The 17,331-nt window shown below is 71.9% G+C and carries 15 protein-coding genes; 9 read left to right on the top strand and 6 right to left on the bottom strand.

Annotated features, from left to right (window positions below; translation table 11 throughout):
- The first annotated feature begins 142 nt into the window (after window positions 1-142).
- Together E0H26_RS17535 and E0H26_RS17530 are read left to right on the top strand one after the other, a co-directional pair.
- Complete coding sequence (locus E0H26_RS17535) at window positions 143-2,755, top strand: glycoside hydrolase family 9 protein (protein WP_131304827.1); 2,613 nt, start codon at window positions 143-145, stop codon at window positions 2,753-2,755.
- Between the two features lie 839 nt (window positions 2,756-3,594).
- Window positions 3,595-4,119, top strand: coding sequence for a GNAT family N-acetyltransferase (locus tag E0H26_RS17530; RefSeq protein ID WP_131304825.1), 525 nt, complete (start codon window positions 3,595-3,597; stop codon window positions 4,117-4,119).
- Window positions 4,120-4,233: 114 nt separating this feature from the next.
- Here the strand turns inward: E0H26_RS17530 and E0H26_RS17525 are convergent, their stop codons facing one another.
- Genes E0H26_RS17525 through E0H26_RS17515 form a run of 3 tightly spaced genes read right to left on the bottom strand, consistent with a single transcriptional unit; the run spans window position 4,234 to window position 6,931 of the window.
- Window positions 4,234-5,199: a TIGR03885 family FMN-dependent LLM class oxidoreductase gene (locus E0H26_RS17525; RefSeq protein WP_131304823.1), complete on the bottom strand. Its 966-nt coding sequence runs from the start codon at window positions 5,197-5,199 to the stop codon at window positions 4,234-4,236.
- Between the two features lie 40 nt (window positions 5,200-5,239).
- A complete protein-coding gene (locus tag E0H26_RS17520) occupies window positions 5,240-6,652 on the bottom strand; it encodes an NADP-dependent succinic semialdehyde dehydrogenase (protein ID WP_131304821.1) in 1,413 nt (470 codons plus the stop codon).
- A 15-nt stretch (window positions 6,653-6,667) separates the two neighbouring features.
- The gene (locus E0H26_RS17515; RefSeq protein ID WP_131304819.1) at window positions 6,668-6,931 is read right to left on the bottom strand and encodes a DUF6343 family protein; all 264 of its coding nucleotides are present in this window, start codon (window positions 6,929-6,931) and stop codon (window positions 6,668-6,670) included.
- A 121-nt stretch (window positions 6,932-7,052) separates the two neighbouring features.
- Between E0H26_RS17515 and E0H26_RS17510 the strand changes: the two genes are divergently transcribed.
- Together E0H26_RS17510 and E0H26_RS17505 are read left to right on the top strand one after the other, a co-directional pair.
- Window positions 7,053-7,661 (top strand): antibiotic biosynthesis monooxygenase, encoded by a 609-nt coding sequence (locus E0H26_RS17510; RefSeq protein ID WP_131304817.1) that lies wholly within the window; start codon window positions 7,053-7,055, stop codon window positions 7,659-7,661.
- A gap of 111 nt (window positions 7,662-7,772) precedes the next feature.
- On the top strand, window positions 7,773-8,624 hold the full coding sequence (locus tag E0H26_RS17505) for a GDSL-type esterase/lipase family protein (protein ID WP_131304815.1): 852 nt from the start codon (window positions 7,773-7,775) through the stop codon (window positions 8,622-8,624).
- Here E0H26_RS17505 and E0H26_RS17500 read toward each other — a convergent pair.
- Window positions 8,612-9,379: an EcsC family protein gene (locus tag E0H26_RS17500; RefSeq protein WP_131304813.1), complete on the bottom strand. Its 768-nt coding sequence runs from the start codon at window positions 9,377-9,379 to the stop codon at window positions 8,612-8,614. The two genes, E0H26_RS17505 and E0H26_RS17500, sit on opposite strands and share 13 nt — an antisense overlap.
- Before the next feature lie 190 nt (window positions 9,380-9,569).
- Here E0H26_RS17500 and E0H26_RS17495 point away from each other — a divergent pair, with 190 nt between their 5' ends.
- From E0H26_RS17495 to E0H26_RS17485, 3 genes are all read left to right on the top strand, one after another.
- Complete coding sequence (locus tag E0H26_RS17495) at window positions 9,570-10,481, top strand: proteasome assembly chaperone family protein (protein ID WP_131304811.1); 912 nt, start codon at window positions 9,570-9,572, stop codon at window positions 10,479-10,481.
- A 132-nt stretch (window positions 10,482-10,613) separates the two neighbouring features.
- Window positions 10,614-11,411, top strand: a complete 798-nt coding sequence (locus tag E0H26_RS17490) for an exodeoxyribonuclease III (RefSeq protein ID WP_131304809.1) — start codon at window positions 10,614-10,616, stop codon at window positions 11,409-11,411.
- Window positions 11,412-11,472: 61 nt separating this feature from the next.
- Entirely contained in the window at window positions 11,473-11,784 is a 312-nt protein-coding gene (locus tag E0H26_RS17485) for an antibiotic biosynthesis monooxygenase family protein (RefSeq protein WP_131304807.1), read from the top strand.
- Between the two features lie 449 nt (window positions 11,785-12,233).
- Here the strand turns inward: E0H26_RS17485 and E0H26_RS17480 are convergent, their stop codons facing one another.
- Both E0H26_RS17480 and E0H26_RS17475 read right to left on the bottom strand, forming a co-directional pair.
- Window positions 12,234-12,833, bottom strand: coding sequence for a class F sortase (locus E0H26_RS17480; protein WP_240742248.1), 600 nt, complete (start codon window positions 12,831-12,833; stop codon window positions 12,234-12,236).
- A gap of 376 nt (window positions 12,834-13,209) precedes the next feature.
- Window positions 13,210-13,845: a hypothetical protein gene (locus E0H26_RS17475; protein ID WP_420812857.1), complete on the bottom strand. Its 636-nt coding sequence runs from the start codon at window positions 13,843-13,845 to the stop codon at window positions 13,210-13,212.
- Between the two features lie 216 nt (window positions 13,846-14,061).
- Here E0H26_RS17475 and trmB point away from each other — a divergent pair, with 216 nt between their 5' ends.
- Both trmB and E0H26_RS17465 read left to right on the top strand, forming a co-directional pair.
- The gene (gene trmB / locus E0H26_RS17470; RefSeq protein ID WP_240742242.1) at window positions 14,062-14,685 is read left to right on the top strand and encodes a tRNA (guanosine(46)-N7)-methyltransferase TrmB; all 624 of its coding nucleotides are present in this window, start codon (window positions 14,062-14,064) and stop codon (window positions 14,683-14,685) included.
- A gap of 118 nt (window positions 14,686-14,803) precedes the next feature.
- Window positions 14,804-17,308: a DEAD/DEAH box helicase gene (locus E0H26_RS17465; RefSeq protein WP_131304805.1), complete on the top strand. Its 2,505-nt coding sequence runs from the start codon at window positions 14,804-14,806 to the stop codon at window positions 17,306-17,308.
- Window positions 17,309-17,331 lie beyond the last annotated feature (23 nt).

Here is a 17,331-nt window from a genome sequence, read left to right as displayed (position 1 = left end):
TCACTGCTGACCGACCCCGCAGCGGATCGGACGCGATCGATTGACAGCGTCCGCCGACCCTGGAAACATGCCCGATACCTGGGAGCGCTCCCAGCATTCTCCACCACCCTACCGCCCGTCCCGTTCGTCGGAAGGATCCCCCGTGACGCCATCCCGACGTCGTCTCGCGGTGCTTGCTGCGGCAACCGCCGTGGCGCTGGCCGGCGCAAGTGCCGGCACCGCGTACGCCGACCCCCCGGCCGACGCCCCCGAACAGATCAACAACGGCGATTTCAGCAACGGCGTGTCGCCCTGGTTCTCCTACGGCACCGGCCCGCTCGGCGTGACCGACGGCCAGCTCTGCACCACCGTTGCCGGCGGCCTGGGCAACCCGTGGGACGCCGGCATCGGTCACGACGGCGTCCCGCTGGTCGCCGGCGCCGAATACACGCTCGGCTTCGACGTCCGGGCGACCCCGGGCAGCTCGGTGACCGCCGTGCTGCAACTCGGCAGCGCGCCCTACACCGGCTACTACTCCGTCAACGCCGCCGCCACGCCCACCCTGCAACGCGTCGAGCGGACCTTCGTCGCCCCCAGCGACGACACCCGGGCCCAGCTGATCTTCCAGGTCGGTGGCAGTGCCCAGGAGCAGACCATCTGCCTGGACAACGTCTCGCTGCGCGGCGGAAACCCGCCCGAGCCGTACGTGCCGGACACCGGCCCACGGGTACGGGTCAACCAGGTCGGCTACCTGCCGCACGGGCCGAAGAACGCGACCGTGGTCACCGACGCCACCACGGCGCTGCCCTGGCAGCTGCGCTCCGCCTCCGGTGCCGTACTCGCCCGCGGCACCACCACCCCGCGCGGCGTCGACCCGGCATCGGCCCAGAACGTCCACTCGGTCGACTTCTCGTCGTACCGCACCCCCGGACGCGGCCTGACCCTGGCGATCGACGGCGAGGTGAGCCACCCGTTCGACGTCTCCGGCACGCTCTACGACCAACTGCGCTCCGACGCGCTCCAGTTCTTCTACATCCAGCGCAGCGGCATCGCCATCGACGGTGACCTGGTCGGCGAGGAGTACGCCCGCCCGGCCGGGCACGTGGGCGTCGCGCCCAACCAGGGCGACATCGACGTACCCTGCCAGCCCGGCGTCTGCGACTACCGCCTCGACGTACGCGGCGGCTGGTACGACGCGGGTGACCACGGCAAGTACGTGGTCAACGGGGGCATCGCCACCTACCAGTTGCTGAGCACCTTCGAGCGGACCAAGAACGCGGCCACCGCCGGGTTCGGCGCCGCCCTGGGCGACGGCACGCTGCGGCTGCCCGAGCGCGACAACGGGGTGCCGGACATCCTCGACGAGGCCCGCTGGGAGCTGGAGTTCCTGCTGCGCATGCAGGTGCCGGCCGGCAAGCCACTGGCCGGGATGGCCCACCACAAGATCCACGACCGGAACTGGACCGGGCTGCCGTTGCAGCCCGAGGACGACCCGGAGCCGCGCGAACTGCACCCGCCGTCCACCGCCGCCACGCTGAACCTGGCCGCCGTGGCCGCCCAGTGCGCCCGGCTGTTCGCCCCGTACGACGCGGCGTTCGCCCAGCGGTGCGGCAGCGCGGCGAAGACCGCGTACGCCGCGGCCAAGGCCAACCCGACCCGGTACGCCGACCCGGCCGACGGCAACGGCGGTGGCACGTACAGCGACGACAACGTCGCCGACGAGTTCTACTGGGCGGCTGTGGAGCTGTACCTGACCACCGGTGAGCCCGCCTACCTCGCCGACCTGACCGCCTCGCCGCACCACACCGGCAACGTGTTCGACGCCCGGGGCTTCGGCTGGCAGAGCGTGGCCGCGCTGGGCCGCCTCGACCTGGCCACCGTGCCCAACGGGCTACCGGCGGCCGAACTGACCCGCATCCGCGCGTCGGTCACCGCCGCCGCCGACGGCTACCTCGCCGAGATCCGCCGGCAGGCGTACGGGCTGCCGATGCCCGGTGACGCCGGCAGCTACTTCTGGGGCGGCAACAGCAACGTGATCAACAACGCGGTCGTGCTGGCCACCGCCTTCGACCTGACCGGGCAGGCGAAGTACCGCGACGGCGCGGTGCAGGCGATGGACTACATCCTCGGCCGCAACGCGCTGAACATCTCGTACGTCACCGGGTGGGGCGAGCACGCGGCGCAGAACCAGCACAGCCGCATCTTCGGCTACCAGCTCGACCCGACCATGCCCAAGCCGCCCGCCGGTTCGCTGGCCGGTGGCCCCAACGCCGACCTACAGGACCCCTTCGTGGAACAGTTGCTCGCCGGCTGCGCCCCGATGTTCTGCTTCGTCGACGACATCGCCTCGTACTCGACCAACGAGGTGGCGATCAACTGGAACTCGGCGCTGACCTGGATCGCCTCGTTCCTGGCCGACCAGGGTGACGCCAAGGCGGTGCCCGCACCGACCTGCTCGGTGACGTACACCAACTACGGCACCTGGCACGGCGGCACCGGCTTCACCGCCCAGGTGACCCTCCGCAACACCGGCACGACCACGGTGAACGGCTGGACCGCCCGGTTCGCCTTCACCGGCGACGCCAAGGTCCGCGAGGCGTGGATGGCGAACGTGACCCAGTCCGGCGCCACGGTCACCGCGAAGAACGAGTCGTACAACGCCCGGATCGCCCCCGGCGGCACGGCGATGTTCGGCTTCAACGCCACCACCACCGGCGGCGCCAGCCCGAACCCCAACCTGATCACGGTCAACGGCGCTCCCTGCGCCGCCTCCTGATCCCCGGGTGGGGCGCCGTCGGCGACCGGCGCCCCACCCGGCCCCACCCCACCCACCCGGCCCCACCCCACCCCCACCCACCACCCCGGCCCTCGCCCCCGATCTCACCGTCCGCCCGACCCCCGTCTCCTCCCTGGCCCCTCACCGTCCGCCCGGCCCCACCCTCCACCCCACCCGCCCCCCGAGTTGATCAAGAGGTTTCGGTCTAATTTCACGCTCGGCCAGACCCAAACCTCTTGATCACCCGGCCGAGCCGCCGATCAAGAACTATTCGTCGGGGTTCCGGACAAGGCCCGACCGAAACCTCTTGATCACCCGGACAGTGCCTGGTGATCAAGAGGTTTCGGTCTGACTTTCGGGCGTGGGCCGACCAAAACTTCTTGATCAACCCGGGATGGGAGGTGTGATCAAGAAGTTTGGTGGGGTTCGGGGTGGGACCTTTGCTCGTGTTTGGGGGCTAGGTTCTGTCTCGCGGATCTTGGTACGGGACGGCCCCCGAGGGGGCCGTCCCGTACCAAGATCCGCGGCTTGGATCGGGTGAAGCGGACCGGGTCGCCCGGCGGTGTCGATCGGGAGGCCGACCAGCGAGGTTGGACCGCGCCGTGGAGGAGCAACGTAGCCAGGTCGAACGCGGCTTCAGCGGCGTAAGCACCGGCGCGACCAGGCGGCCAGGTACGACATGGTCGGTACCCACTTCCACGCCTTGCTCGACTCGCCGAACTTCGAATCGGCCTACCCGCCGTCCCCGTCCAACAAGATCCGCGAGACAGAACCCAGGGGCGCGCTGGGGTGTGGAAGCCGGTCGGCAGGTGTGTGCGGTGGGTAGCAGGATTGCGGGCATGAACGAATTCCTGTTGCGGCCGGGTGGGCCGGCGGACGCCGCGGTGGTCCTGCGGCTGCTCGACGACGCCACCGCTTGGCTGGTGGCGCGGGGACGCACCGGGCAGTGGGGCACCGAGGCCGCCTCGACCGACCCGCGCCGCATTGCCCAGGCCGAGGCCTGGGCCACCGGTGGCGGGCTGTGGCTGGCCCAGGTGGCCGGGCGGCCGGTCGGCGCGCTGGTGGTGGGCACGGCCACCGAGTACGTGCCGGCAGCGACCGAGCCGGAGTTGTACGTGAACCTGCTGGTCACCGATCGGGCGTACGCCGGATTGGGCGTCGGCGGACAGCTACTGGCCCACGCCGCGCAGCTCGCCCGGGAACGCCGCGTCGGTCTGCTGCGGGTGGACTGCTACGCCGGCGACGACGGTGCGCTGGTGCGCTGGTACGAGCGGCAGGGCTTCACCGCCACCGACCGGTTCACGGTGGACCGTCCCGGCCGCCCGCCCTGGCCGGGCCAGGTCTTGATCCGCCGGCTGCCCTGACCACGCACGGACCGTCCCAGCCGCCCTGGCCGGGCCAAGTCGACTGCCCTGACCACACATGGCCGCCCTGGCCGGGCCAGGTGTCGATCCGCCGACCGACCTGACGGGCGACGGTCAGGCCACACGGCGCAGCTTGGGCAGTACGCGGTCGCCGAACGCGTCGAGGAAGGGGCGCTGTTCCTGTCCGACGTGGTGCAGTGCGATCTGGTCGAAGCCCAGGTCGATGTACTCCTCCAGCCAGGCCACATGGCGGCCCAGGTCGGCGGAGATGTTGACCACTTCGGCGAGCCGGGCCATCGGGACCTCGGCGGACACCACGTCGAAGTGTTCGGGGGTGTCCAGGTCCCAACAGACCGGCGGGGCGAAGACGTTGCTGCGCCACTGGTCGTACGCGATGGCCTCGGCCTCGGCCTGCGCGGGCGCCCAGCTGAGGTGGACCTGGAGGTGCAGCGGTCCGCGTCCGCCGGCCTCGCGGTACGCGTCGATCATCCGGCGCAGGTGTTCGGCCGGGGCGTTGACGGTGATCAGGCCGTCCGCCCACTCGGCGCACCAGCGGGCGGTCTCGACGCTGACCGCGGCGCCGACCAGCGCTGGTGGGCGTTCCGGACGGGTCCACAGCCGGGCCCGGTCGACCCGGACCAGGCCGTCGTGGCTGACCTCCTCCCCGGCCAGTAGGGCGCGGATCACCTCGACGCACTCGCGTAGCCGGGCGTTGCGGACGTCCTTGCGCGGCCAGGGTTCGCCGGTGATGTGTTCGTTGGCGGCCTCGCCGGAGCCCAGCGCGGCCCAGAACCGGCCGGGGTACATCGCGGCCAGGGTGCCGATCGCCTGCGCGATGATCGCCGGGTGGTAGCGCTGGCCCGGCGCGTTCACCACCCCGAACGACAGTCCGGTGGCCTGTAGCGCGGCACCGAGCCAGGACCAGGCGAATCCGGATTGCCCCTGCCGCTCGCTCCACGGCGCGAAGTGGTCGGAGCACATCGCGGCGTCGAAGCCGACGTGCTCGGCGTGGCTCACCGCATCCAGCAGGGCGCGCGGATGGATCTGCTCGTGGGAGGCATGGAAACCGATCGCCGTCATGCCGGCCTTCCCTACCCACGTCGGCGCGGGTGTAAGCGGGCTATTCGGCGTGTGCGCCGGCGCCGGCGGTGGCCGTACCCTCGCCGACCCAGACCGTCTTGACGTTGCAGAACTCGTGCATACCCTGCGCGGACAGCTCACGGCCGTAGCCGGAGTTCTTCACCCCACCGAAGGGCAACTCCGGATACGAGGTGGTCATGCCGTTGATGAAGACGGCTCCCGCCTCCAGGTCGGTGGCGAAGCGCTCCTGCTCTTGCGGGTCCCGGGTCCAGGCGTTCGAACCGAGCCCGAAGGCGGTGCCGTTGGCCAACTCGACCGCCTCGTCGTACGACGACACCCGGTACAGCCCGGCGACCGGCCCGAACACTTCCTCGGCCCACATCCGCATGCCCGGATCCAGGTCGGTGACCACCGTCGGCGGGTAGAACCAGCCCTCGCCGGCGGGCTTCTCCCCGCCGCAGAGCACCGTGGCTCCCTTGTCGACCGCGTCCCGTACCTGGGCGTCGACCTCGTCGCGGCCCCGCTCGGTGGCCAGCGGCCCGACGTCGGTGTCGTCGTCCATCGGGTCGCCGACCCGCAGCGCCGACATCCGGTGTGCGAACGCCTCGGCGAAAGCCTCGTAGACGTCGGTGTGCACGATGAATCGCTTGGCGGCGATGCAGGACTGGCCGTTGTTCTGGCAGCGCGCGGTGGTGGCCACCTCGGCGGCCAGTTCCACGTCGGCCGAGGGCATCACCACGAACGGGTCACTGCCGCCCAGTTCCAGCACGGTCTTCTTCAGCTCGCGGCCGGCGATCTGGCCGATGGACCGGCCGGCGACCTCGCTTCCGGTCAGCGTGGCGGCGCGTACCCGTGGGTCGCGCAGGATCTTCTCGACCGCGTCGGAGCCGACCAGCACGGTGGTGAAGGCCCCCTCGGGGAAGCCGGCGCGACGGAACACGTCCTCCAGCAGCAGCGCGGTCTGCGGCACGTTGGAGGCGTGCTTGAGCAGCCCGGTGTTGCCGGCCATCAGGGCCGGCGCGGCGAAGCGCATCACCTGCCAGAGCGGGAAGTTCCAGGGCATCACCGCGAGCACCGGCCCGACCGGCTGGTAGCGGACGTACGCCCGGGTCGCGGAGACCGCCTTGGCGTCGGTTGGCGTGTCGGCGAGGAACTCGGCGGCGTGGGCGGCGTAGAAGCGGCACGCCGCGGCGCACTTGGTGACCTCGGCCTTGGCGGCGGCGAACGTCTTGCCCATCTCGGTGGTCATCAGCCGGGCGATCTCGTCGCGCTCGGCCTCCAGCAGGTCGGCCGCCGCGTTCAGCCACCGCCCGCGCTGGTCGAGGCTGGTACCACGCAGTTGCTGGTACGCCAGGTCGGTCCGCTCGATCGCGCCGTCGAGCTGTTCGTCCGACATCGGCTCGTACGTCTTGAGCACCTGGCCGGTAACGGGGTTGGTGGTGGCGATGGTCATCAGGGTTGACTCCCGTCACTCGAAGAGCGAGTGCCGAACACCGGGCTCCTCGCGGCGGCGGGCGGCACGGCGACGTTGGATGACGGCCAGGTCGACGACCGCGACCACCGCGAGGATCGCGCAGACGATGCCGAGCCAGGCCAGATCGGCACGAAACGCCAGCACCGCGAAAACGACCATGGTGACGAGCCCGAAGCTGGCCAGCGCGAGCCGCAGGTTCAGCGCGCTGTACGCGTGGCCGACCGTGCCGCGAGCACGCCGGGGCTGTGATCTCGTCATCATCCCCACCTACCCCGCCCTGCCCTGGCTAACCGTCGCCCGTGCCTGCCGGTGGTGGGTTGCGTTACATCGACCCCGCTGGAGCCCACCTATCCGGCCCTCGGCGGGGAACATGGAACACATGACCGTGAGCCACGCCGTGCCGGTGACCGTCGCCGTCGCCCGTCGCGCCGACCCCGCCCGTACCGACGAGATGGTGGCGTGGATGCGGGCCGGTACGGCACTGGCGGAAGTCTTTCCCGGTTTCCTCGGCGCCGGGTGGGTGCGCAGCGCCCCCGGGTCGGGCGAGTGGCACATGCTCTACCGTTTCGCCGACCCGGAGACGCTGCGCCGCTGGGAGGAGTCGCCGCAGCGGCACTGGTGGCTGACCTCGGCGCAGGGCATCGTCGAGCACACCCGGGTGCAGCGACGTACCGGCATCGAGGGCTGGTTCGATCCGCCCCGCGCGGAGCCCGTCGAACCGCTCGACGCGGCACCGACCGCGGTGGCACCGCCGTCGCCGCCGCGCTGGAAGCAAGCGATCACGATCTGGCTGGCGTTCTTCCCGCTCAGCCTGACCGCCACCCTGCTGACCGGGCATTTCCTGCCGAGTCTGCCGATACCGGCACGGGTGTTGGTCATGACGCTGACCCTGACCCCGCTGATGACCTACCTGGTGCTTCCCCGGATCACCCGGGCCCTGCAGTGGTGGCTGCACGGCCAGCGGGCGCCCTGGCGTCTACCACGCTGACCGGCGCTGCGACAGCACTCTGCCGCATCTCCGACAACAGGGCGCGACCGCCACCCAGCCCGCGCGTAGAGTCACCATGCCGTCGCTGCGCGCTACGAGGCTGGGGAAGTCATGCCTGGACGCTGGACAACCGCCGCCGTCTGCCTGCTCGCGCTGGTCGCGCTGGCCTGCGAGGCGGGTGGGGAAGCGGCACCGCGACCCACCGGTGGCACTCCCCCGCCCGGCTCACCCAAGGTGGTCGCCGCGCTCGGCGACTCCATCACCACCGGATTCGGTTCCTGCCTGGTACTCACCTCCTGCGAACGCAACTCCTGGTCGACCGGGTCGGGGCTGCGGGTCGACAGCCACTACCGCCGGCTGCTCGAACGCAACCCGGGACTGCGCGACAAGGCGTACAACCACGCCCGTCCGGGGGCCCGGGCCACGGCGCTGGCCGGCCAGGCGGAGGCGGCGGTACGCGACCGGGCCGACTACGTGACGGTGCTGATCGGCGCCAACGACGCCTGCCGGGGCACGATCGAGGCGATGACCCCGGTGACCGAGTTCCGGACCGAGGTCGACCGAGGGCTGCGGGTGCTGCGCGAAGGCCGCCCGAAGGCGCGCGTACTGGTGGTCAGCATTCCCAACCTGTACCGACTCTGGGAGGTCGGCCACGACGACGCACGCGCGGCACGGGCCTGGCGGCGCGGTGTCTGCCCGGCGCTGCTGGCCGAGCCGACCTCGACGGCGCCGGCCGACCGGGCCCGCCGGGCGGCCTTCAAGGAGCGGATCTCCGCCTACAACAGCCAACTCTCGGCCGCCTGCCGCGCGTACGGCTCCCGGTGCCGCTACGACGGCGGCGCCGTGCATCGGGTCCGGTTCGACCTGGACCTGGTCAACCCGCTGGACTACTTCCACCCGAACACCGCGGGCCAGTCCCGCCTGGCCGAGGTGACCTGGCGTTCCTCCGGCTACGCCGACTGATCGTCGGCCTCGGGAGAGCGGCGGGGTGCCGGGACGTGCGGGTTGCCATGCTGACGGTAGTGGGCTCGGGAGCGTTCGGCGAGACCCTTGGTGGCCGACGAGTTCGCCCAGGTGCCGAGGACGATCGCGGCCCCCGGAACGACCTTGGCGAAGACCCGCTTCGCGGCGCGGACCCCGGCCATCTGGGCGAGTCGGACCCCCAGCCGCAGCATCGCCCGGCCGAGCGCCGGCTGCCCGCCACCACCGAACAGCGCCCCGGCCCGCTCCCGGCCGGCCGCCACCCCGAGGGCCAGCCGGGCGCTCGCCGCCACCTTGTGCACCCTCTGCAGCACCAGCAGGTCGGCGGCCCGATCCGGGTGCGTCGGGTCCGCCCCGTAGGCGGCGGCGACGTGCAGCACCATCCGGGCCTGGGTCCAGGCGAGCACGCCCACGTCGAGCACCGCGCCGGGCAGTCCGGCGGCACCCGAGACCGCACCGGAGAGCCGGGCCTGGTTGACGAACCGGCGTACCGCCCGCTCGGCGAGGGCTTCGGCGCTGATCTCGGGTTGCTGCGCCCGCGCCTGCCGGGCCCAGCGCGCCGCCTCCGGCCCGAGCCGGCGCACCGCCTCCAGGGCGAGATGCTCCGGGGCGTACTGCGGGTCCTGGCGCATCCGGTCCCAGAGGGTGACCGGCGGGGCCTCGGGGGCCTCGCCGGCGGGCCGGGGATCGGACGCCGCCGGGGTGGTGACGGGCTGGCCGTCGGCCGGGTCGCTCATCGCCTCTCCCTTCGATGGTGCCCATCCATATGTACCCCCGCCCGACAACGCCCTATCGGGACCGGCCGGGTCGAATCCGGGCCGCCCGGACCGGCGCGGCAGGAATGCGCCAGGATGACGGGTACGTTCTGGCGATCGGGGAGCCATCAAGCCGGGCAACCCGTTACGCGCAACCAGGGAGGCCGCACCGGTGCTCGATCCACACGAGCTCTACGAACTCACCGACGACCTGTCCGACCTCGGGCAACCGGTCCTGATCCAGGCGCTCACCGGTTTCGTCGACGCCGGCAACGCCAGCCGGCTGGCCCGCGAGCAGTTGCTGACCTCGCTGGAGTCCCGCCCGATCGCCCGCTTCGACCTCGACCAGCTCTTCGACTACCGCTCCCGCCGTCCGGTGATGACCTTCGTCGAGGACCACTGGGAGAGCTACGACGAGCCAGAGCTGGCGCTGCACCTGCTCCACGACGACGACGAAACGCCGTTCCTGCTGCTCACCGGCCCGGAGCCGGACCTACAGTGGGAGCGGTTCACCGCCGCCGTGGCGAGCCTCGCCGCCCGGCTGGGCGTACGCCTCACCGTCGGGCTCAACGCGATTCCGATGGCGGTACCGCACACCAGGCCGGCCGGGGTGACCGCGCACGCCACCCGACGTGAGCTGATCGCCGGCTACGAGCCGTGGCTGCAACGGGTCCAGGTGCCCGGCAGCGTCGGTCACCTGCTGGAGTTCCGCCTCGGTGAGGCCGGCCGTGACGCGCTGGGCTTCGCGGCGCACGTGCCGCACTACGTGGCGCAGGCCGAGTACCCGGCCGCCGCCGAGGTGCTGCTGGCCTCGGTGTCCCGCAGCACCGGGCTGCTACTGCCCCGCGACGGGCTGCGCTCGGCCGCCGAGGCGGTCCGGCTGGAGATCGACCGCCAGGTCGCGCAGAGCGACGAAGCCGCCGCGCTGGTCCAGGCCCTGGAGGAGCAGTACGACGCGTACGCCCGCGGTCGCAGCGGCAAGAACCTGCTCGCCGCCGAGAACGGCCCACTGCCCACGGCGGAGGAACTCGGCGCCGAACTGGAACGGTTCCTGGCCGAACAGACCCGCCCCAACAACGAGTAAGGATGTAAGGAAGGGCCCCCTGTTAACGCCTGGCGTATAGCAGGGGTCCCCTTTTAACAGCTCGCGGGATCGCGACCGACCGGGCCCGGGTGGCGGCGCGCGGAGTGAGCCGGGATGCGGCAGGCTGACACCATGCGCCTGGCGACCTGGAACGTGAACTCGGTGAAGGCCCGGCTGCCTCGACTGCTCGACTGGTTGGCCGGCACCGGGCCGGACGTGGTCTGCCTACAGGAGACCAAGTGTCCCGACGGCGCCTTCCCCGTGGCCGAGGTGGGCGAGCTGGGTTACACCGTGGCCAGCCACAGCGACGGCCGGTGGAACGGGGTGGCCATCCTGTCCCGGGTCGGCCTGGCCGACGTCACGGTCGGATTTCCCGGCGAACCCGGCTTTCCCGAGCCCGAAGCGAGGGCCATCGCGGCCACCTGCGACGGGCTGCGCGTCTGGTCGGTGTACGTCCCGAACGGGCGCACCCCCGACGACCCGCACTACGCGTACAAGCTGGCTTGGCTGGCGGCCCTGCGGGACGCCCTGGACGCCGAGTTGACCGAGGCCACCGCCCTGGCGGTCTGCGGCGACTTCAACGTCGCCCCGACCGACGACGACGTCTGGGACCCGGCGCTGTTCGCCACCTCCACCCACGTCACCCCGGCCGAGCGGGCCGCCCTTGCCGCGCTGCGCGACCTCGGCCTCGCCGACGTGGTGCCCACCCCGATGAAGGGGCCACACCCCTTCACCTACTGGGACTACCGCGCCGGGATGTTCCACCAGAACAAGGGCATGCGGATCGACCTGGTGTACGCCTCGGCCCCGTTCGTCCGGACGGTCCGCTCGGCGTACGTCGACCGGGAGGCCCGTAAGGGCAAAGGCCCCTCGGACCACGCCCCGATCGTGGTCGACGCCGACCTGGTACCACCCGTCGAGTCCTTCTGACCTCCGATCTTGCTCGCTGACGTATCCATATCTGTGTCCACCACGCGGTTAGGGTGGGGACATGGCAGTAGTGAAGATCAACGCGATTGACGTTCCGCCTGGCGCCGGCGAGGAGTTGGAGAAGCGCTTCGCGGCCCGCGCCCGCGCCGTGGAGAACTCGCCGGGGTTCCTCGGCTTCGAACTGCTGCGCCCGGTGGCCGGCGAGAACCGCTACTTCGTCTACACCCGCTGGGAGAGCGAGCAGGCATACCAGGACTGGGCTGCCGGCCCGGCCCGCGCCGCCCACGCCGCCCCGGCCGGCGCCGAACAGCGCCCACCGGTCGCCTCCGGCGCCACCCTCCTCGAATTCGAGGTCGTCCAGCGGGTTCCCTGACCCACCGACCAAAGCCGGGCCGCACCCGCCGCTCCGAGGCCCGGTGTCGAAGTCCCTGGCCGGCCCACGGCGGGCCCAAACCCCGGCCGGATGCCACACCGCTCTCCGGCCCAATCCTCGCCTTGCCGGACGGGCCTGGACTCCGCCTCGCCTCGACCGAGGACTTCGACGCAGGGCCTAGGTGCTGTCTCGCGGGATCTTGGTACGAAACGGCCTCCATGGGGGCCGTTTCGTACCAAGATCCGCGCATAGGACCGGGAGGCCGAGCAGCGATGGTGGACCGCGCCGTGGACGAGCAACGTAGCCGGGTGCGGCTTCAAGGGCGCGCACCGGCGCAGGCAGGCGGCCAGGTACGACCTGCTCGGTGCCCACGTCCACACCTTGCTCGACTCGTCGAACGTCGATCGGCCTACCCGTCGTCCCGACCAACAAGATCCGCGAGACAGGGCCTAGCCGGGGCGGGTGGTGGTGAGGGTGGCGAAGGCGATCACGTTGTCGGCGTAGCCGGTCCGGCCGCCGATCCATTGGCCGCCGCAGGTGATCAGGCGCAGGGTCGGCGGGCCGTCCTGGCCGTAGACGCGGTCGGCGGGCAGTTGGTCCTTGGGGAAGTGCTCGACGGAGTCCACGGTGAAGACCGCCACCGAGCGGTCCTGCCGGGTCACCTCGACCGTGTCACCGACCCGGAGCTTGCCCAGGTCGTAGAAGACCGAGGGGCCGCTCTTGGTGTCGACGTGCCCGACGATCACGGCCGGGCCGGGGTCGCCGGGCACCGGCCCCCGGTCGTACCAGCCGGTCTCCTCGTGTCGGCTCAGCGGCGGCACCCCGATCGTGCCGTCGGGTGCGTCGCCGACCGGTTCCACCGGGGCGGAGACGTCGATCGAGGGCACCGAGAGGCTCACCGGACGGGCGGCGGTCCGCGCGGCGGGCGCTGTGGTCGACGATTGTTCCCCGCCGGTCACCGCCCACCCGAGCGGGGAACCGGTGGTACGCCCCAGACCGGCGCCCGTGGCGAAGACGCCGACCAGCACGAGCACCACGGCCAGCGGCAGCGACCAGGGTCGACGGCCGGACGGTTCGGCACGTGCGGTGTTGGCCCGCCGTACCCGACCACCGGCGAACGGGGCACGGCCTTCGACGTCCGGCGGAGTCCGCCCGTCGGGATCGGCCGGGAACCGCCGGCCGGGCGGCGGCGTGGCGACGGGGAGGTGTGCCCACGGGCGCGGCGCGTGGGGGGTCGCCGGCGGGGCGGCCACGGGCGGACGCGGGCCGGGACGCGGCGGGTCCGGCACGAAGAGGTCGGGACGCGGCGGGTTGTTCACCGGGCGGGCACGGCGGGCGCCGGAGCCGGGCGACGGGCGACCGACACCGCGGGGCGTACCGCCGGAGCCGCTGGGGCGGGGCGCGCGAGCGGCGGGCACGGCCGGTTCACCCACCCGCGCCGCGACGGCGGGCCGCGGCGAACCAGACGACCAGGCCGGTAACGGTCAGCGCGAGTCCGCCGGGCAGCAGCAGGCCGGAGGCGACGCCACCAGCACCGCCCCCGAATCCGGTCGCCGGTCCTCGGCTGGGCTTGACGGTGCGTACCACCTGGAGCATGGTCGAGGCGGTCTCCCCGCCCCGGCATTCCAGCTTGACCCGGTAGCTGCCGGGCAGCACCCGGTCCTTCACCTGGGCCGTGCCGGTCAGCAGCCCGTGTTGCGGCTGCACGGCGACCCGGCCGAAGGCGTCCGAGACGACGATGGCACCGACGGAGTTGTCCTGGCAGCTGGCCCGCAGGCCGACCAGGTGCCCCGGCACCACGGTGCCCGGGCTGACCTCGATGAACACGTTCGGGCCGGGCGGCTGCGGCGCCGCCACCGGCTGCCACCCGATGCCGGCGACGACGGGGGCGGCGACCGGCTGCGGCGCGGTGTGGACGGCGACCGGACCGGCGGCCCGGGCCGGTGCCGCTGTCCCGACCAGGGCGGCGGCGACGAACGGGGCGACGGTCGCCAGGGCGAGCAACGGGGCGGCGAAGGTGGCGGCCGACAGCGCCGGACGAGTGCGGGTCACTGGCACGATGCCCCCTCCCGGCGCCACGGAGCAGTCGCCGGGCGCCGCCGGACACCCGGTCTGCGGTACGGGATGATGGTCTCACCCCCGGTCGTACATCACATCCGATCCGGCATCGTGCTCGCGTAAGCTCGGTTCGCTGTGACCTCCACCGAACCGATCCCCGCAGTCGCCGCGCCCTATCCGGCGCGGGCGATCCGTACTTTCCACCCGCGACGTGGCCGGATGAGCGACCGGCAGACGACGGCGCTGCAACAGCTCTGGCCGAGGTACGGCCTGCGCGTCAGCGACGCCACGCCGTTCGACCCCGCCGCGTTGTTCGGCCGCCGGGCCCCGCTGGTGGTGGAGATCGGGTCCGGCATGGGTGACACGACCGCCGAGATGGCCGCCGCCGACCCGGATCGAGACTATCTGGCGGTCGAGGTGCACACGCCCGGAATCGCGAACCTGCTGGACCTGGTCGACCGGCGGGAGCTGGGCAATGTCCGGATCGCCGAGGGCGACGCGGTGGAGCTGATGAAAGGGCTCCCGCCGGACTCGCTGGACGCGGTGCACGTCTTCTTTCCGGACCCGTGGCCGAAGTCCCGGCACCACAAACGGCGCCTGATCCAGCCGACCCACGTCGCGCTGCTGCGCTCCCGACTGGCCGTCGGCGGCACGCTGCACTGCGCCACCGACTGGGCGGAGTACGCCGAGGCGATGCGGGCCACGCTGGACGCCGATCCGGGCCTGGTCAACCAGCACGACGGCTACGCGCCCCGACCCGCCCACCGGCCGGTGACCCGGTTCGAACGGCGGGCGTTGCGCGCCGGCCGTCCGGTCGCCGACCTGATCTACTCCCGCCGGTAAGGAAGGGCACCTTATTAACGCCTGGAGTGGTAAAAGGGCCCCCGGTTAACGAACAGCTCGACGAAACCGGTCGCCCGGTTGGCGTCGGGGGGCATGATCCAGGCACCATGGACCGGCCATGACACTCACCGCCGCGCGGCCGTTGACCGCCGACCCCGACACCCTCTACGACGCGTTCGCCGGCTGGGCCTCCGCACGCGGCCTCGACCTCTATCCGCACCAGGAGGAGGCGGTCATCGAGATCGTCTCCGGCGCCAACGTGATCATGAATACGCCGACCGGCTCCGGTAAGAGCCTGGTGGCGATCGCCGCGCACTTCGCCGCCCTGGCCGACGACCGGACCACCTTCTACACCGCGCCGATCAAGGCCCTGGTGTCGGAGAAGTTCTTCGCGCTCTGCGAGGTCTTCGGCGCCGAGAACGTCGGCATGCTCACCGGCGACGCGAGCGTCAACGCCGACGCCCCGATCATCTGCTGCACCGCGGAGATCCTGGCCAACCTGGCGCTGCGCGAGGGCACCCGCGCCGACGTCGGCCAGGTGGTCATGGACGAGTTCCACTTCTACGCCGAGCCCGACCGGGGCTGGGCCTGGCAGGTACCGCTGATCGAGCTGCCCCAGGCCCAGTTCGTCCTGATGTCGGCCACGCTGGGCGACACCACCCGGTTCGTCGACGACCTGACCCGGCGTACCGGTCGGCCGACCGCCGTCGTCCGCTCGGCCGAGCGGCCGGTCCCGCTGCTCTTCTCGTACGCGATGACACCGCTGCACGAGACGCTCGAGGAACTGCTGGAGACCAAGCAGGCGCCGATCTACGTCGTGCACTTCACCCAGGCCGCCGCGCTGGAACGCGCCCAGGCGCTGATGAGCGTGAACGTCTGCACCCGCGCCGAGAAGGACATGATCGCGAGCGCGATCGGCAGCTTCCGGTTCACCTCCGGCTTCGGCAAGACGCTGTCGCGGCTGGTCCGGCACGGCATCGGCGTGCACCACGCCGGGATGTTGCCCAAGTACCGCCGGCTGGTGGAGACCCTGGCCCAGGCCGGGCTACTCAAGGTCATCTGCGGTACGGACACCCTCGGCGTCGGCATCAACGTGCCGATCCGCACGGTGCTGTTCACCGGCCTGTCCAAGTACGACGGCATCCGGACCCGGCTGCTCAAGGCCCGCGAGTTCCACCAGATCGCCGGGCGGGCCGGTCGGGCCGGCTTCGACACCCTGGGCCGGGTCGTGGTGCAGGCCCCCGAGCACGTGATCGAGAACGAGAAGGCCCTCGCCAAGGCCGGTGACGATCCGAAGAAGCGACGCAAGGTGGTCAAGAAGAAGCCGCCGGAGGGCTCGGTCGGCTGGGGCCAGCCCACCTTCGACCGCCTGGTGACCGCCGAGCCGGAGCCGCTGACCTCCAGCTTCCAGGTCAGCCACTCGATGCTGCTCAACGTCATCGGCCGACCCGGCGACGCGTTCGCCGCCATGCGGCACCTGCTCACCGACAACCACGAGGACGCCGCCGCCCAGCGCCGGCACATCCGCCGGGCGATCGCCATCTACCGGGCGTTGAAGGCCGGCGGCGTGGTCGAGGAACTGCCCGAGCCGGACGAGACCGGCCGGCGGGTCCGGCTCACCGTCGACCTGCAACTCGACTTCGCGCTCAACCAGCCGCTGTCGCCGCTCGCCCTGGCCACCATCGAGCTGCTGGACGTCGAATCGCCGTCGTACGCCCTGGACGTGCTGAGCGTCATCGAGTCGATCCTCGACGACCCCCGGCAGGTGCTCTCCGCGCAACAGTTCAAGGCCCGCGGTGAGGCGGTCGCCGCGATGAAGGCCGAAGGCATCGAGTACGAGGCCCGCCTGGAACTGCTCGACGAGGTGACCTGGCCCAAGCCCCTCGCGGAACTGCTGGGCAACGCGTACGAGATGTACCGGCAGGGCCACCCGTGGGTCGCCGACCACGAACTCTCCCCCAAGTCCGTGGTACGGGACATGTACGAGCGGGCGATGACGTTCACCGAGTACGTGCAGTTCTACGGGCTGTCCCGCTCGGAGGGCCTGGTACTGCGCTACCTGGCCGACGCGTACAAGACGCTGCGGCAGACGGTGCCCGAGGAAGCCAAGACCGACGAGCTGATCGACCTGATCGAGTGGCTCGGCGAGCTCGTCCGGCAGGTCGACTCCAGCCTGATCGACGAGTGGGAGCGGCTGCGCAACCCGACCGATCTGCCGGAGGTAGCCGCCGCCCTGGAGGATCGCCCGACGGCGGTGACCCGCAACGCGCGGGCGTTCCGGGTCCTCGTACGCAACGCCCTGTTCCGGCGGGTCGAGTTGGCCGCGCTGCGCCACTGGGACGCGCTCGGCGACCTGGACGGGGCCGCCGGTTGGGACGCCGACGCCTGGGCCGACGCGCTCGAACCCTACTTCGAGGCGTACGCCGAAATCGGCACCGGACCGAACGCCCGCGGCCCGGCGCTGCTCATGATCGAGCAGGGTCGGGAACGCTGGACGGTACGGCAGATCCTCGACGACCCCGACGGTGACCACGACTGGGGCATCAGCGCCGAGGTCGACCTGGCCGCCTCCGACGAGGCCGGCACGGCGGTCATCCGGATCACCGACGTCGGCCAGCTCTGAGGTCGGCCGGCACCCGGCCAGAA

It is taken from the genome of Micromonospora zingiberis (assembly GCF_004331455.1).
GTDB lineage: Bacteria > Actinomycetota > Actinomycetes > Mycobacteriales > Micromonosporaceae > Micromonospora > Micromonospora zingiberis.
Note: the sequence above shows the minus strand (reverse complement) of the source record. Positions and strands in the feature narration are given on the sequence as shown.